The following is a 1,338-nucleotide window of genomic DNA, read 5'->3' on the forward strand; positions in this document are numbered from 1 at the left end:
TCTCGAACGCCCGCCGCCGTTCCTTACGCGGTCGGCCTGTACATCACCTCGGCGTACTGGTTCACGGCCTCGACGTCCTTTGCCAATCCGGCGGTCACCATCGCCAGGTCGCTGTCCGATACCTTCGCAGGGATCGCCCCGCAGGGGGTGCCGGCCTTCATCGCCGCGCAGATCGCCGGGGCACTTCTTGCCGTTCCGCTCGCAGGCTGGCTGTGGGGCGGTGCCCCGGCGAAGCGGGGCGCCCGGCCGCTCGCGTCGTGACGCCCGATCCCGCAGCTGCGGCATTCGCGGCCGGATGAAGCGGGTTTTCAAAACGCTCCTGCCAGGTATTCTGTGAGCCGCCTCCCATGGCGGCGGTGCCTCGCTGCTTTTGCTCCACATAACGAAACTTGCAGGGACCAGCCCGTGACGCGCTTTTGCAGCCTCGACCTCGACGCCCCGGAGGCCTACGCCCGACCGCTGAAGTTCAGGCGCGGATGAACGACTTCGCACGATCCGCGGGTGCCGCCTTCGCACTGATCGGCGAGGCCGATTCCGAGCTTATGGGCATCGTCGCCTTGTCGGTGCGTGTCAGCCTGACCGCGAGCATCGTCGCGCTGCTGATCGGTGCACCGTTCGGCGCCTTGCTGGCGATCGCCCGTTTCCGCGGACGTCAGGTCATCATTGTGCTGACCAATGCGCTGCTCGGCCTGCCACCGGTCGTGGTCGGGCTCGCGCTCTATCTGCTGCTGTCACGGTCCGGCCCGCTCGGGGCGGCCGGCCTGCTGTTCACGCCGGCGGCCATGGTGATTGCGCAGACGCTGCTCGCGACACCGATCGTGGTGGCGCTGGTGCATCGGCCTGCGAGCCTGCTCTGGGCGGAGTATGGCGACCTGGCGCGGATCGACGGGCTGTCGTTCCTGCGCAGCATGGGGCTCCTGTTCGCGCTGGGACGGACCTCGCTGCTGACGGCCTTTCTCGCGGCCTTCGGGCGTGCCATCGCCGAGGTCGGCGCCATTATCGTCGTCGGCGGCAATATCCGTGGCTTCACGCGTACGATGACGACCGCCATCGCGCTGGAAACCAGCAAGGGCGACCTGCCGCTGGCGCTGGGGCTCGGGCTGATCCTGCTCGCGCTCAGTGTGGCGGTGTCGACCGTCGCATTCTTGCTAGTTGGCCGCGTTGGGGAAAAATAGCTGCTCGCCGCCGACCTTGTAGCCGGCTATCGCCTGCTGTCCCTTCGGGGAGACCAGCCAGTCGATGAAGGCCTGCCCATCCTGCGCCTTCACGTTGGAATGCTTTGCCGGATTCACCAGCATGACGCCGTACTGGTTGAAGAGCCGCTTGTCGCCCTCGGTC

The 1,338-nt window shown here is 67.3% G+C and carries 1 protein-coding gene and 2 pseudogenes; 2 read left to right on the forward strand and 1 reads right to left on the reverse strand.

Going from position 1 to position 1,338, the window contains the following annotated elements:
- Both AC1D00_RS41325 and AC1D00_RS41330 read left to right on the forward strand, forming a co-directional pair.
- Window positions 1–261: pseudogene (locus AC1D00_RS41325) on the forward strand (aquaporin family protein); the annotation flags it as partial.
- A gap of 215 nt (window positions 262–476) precedes the next feature.
- Window positions 477–1,175, forward strand: a complete 699-nt coding sequence (locus AC1D00_RS41330) for an ABC transporter permease (RefSeq protein ID WP_135176715.1) — start codon at window positions 477–479, stop codon at window positions 1,173–1,175.
- Here the strand turns inward: AC1D00_RS41330 and AC1D00_RS41335 are convergent.
- Window positions 1,149–1,338, reverse strand: a pseudogene (locus AC1D00_RS41335) (tungsten ABC transporter substrate-binding protein); the annotation flags it as partial. The gene AC1D00_RS41330 and the pseudogene AC1D00_RS41335 overlap by 27 nt on opposite strands.

The sequence above is a fragment of the Bradyrhizobium sp. P2_E8 genome (genome assembly GCF_056403875.1).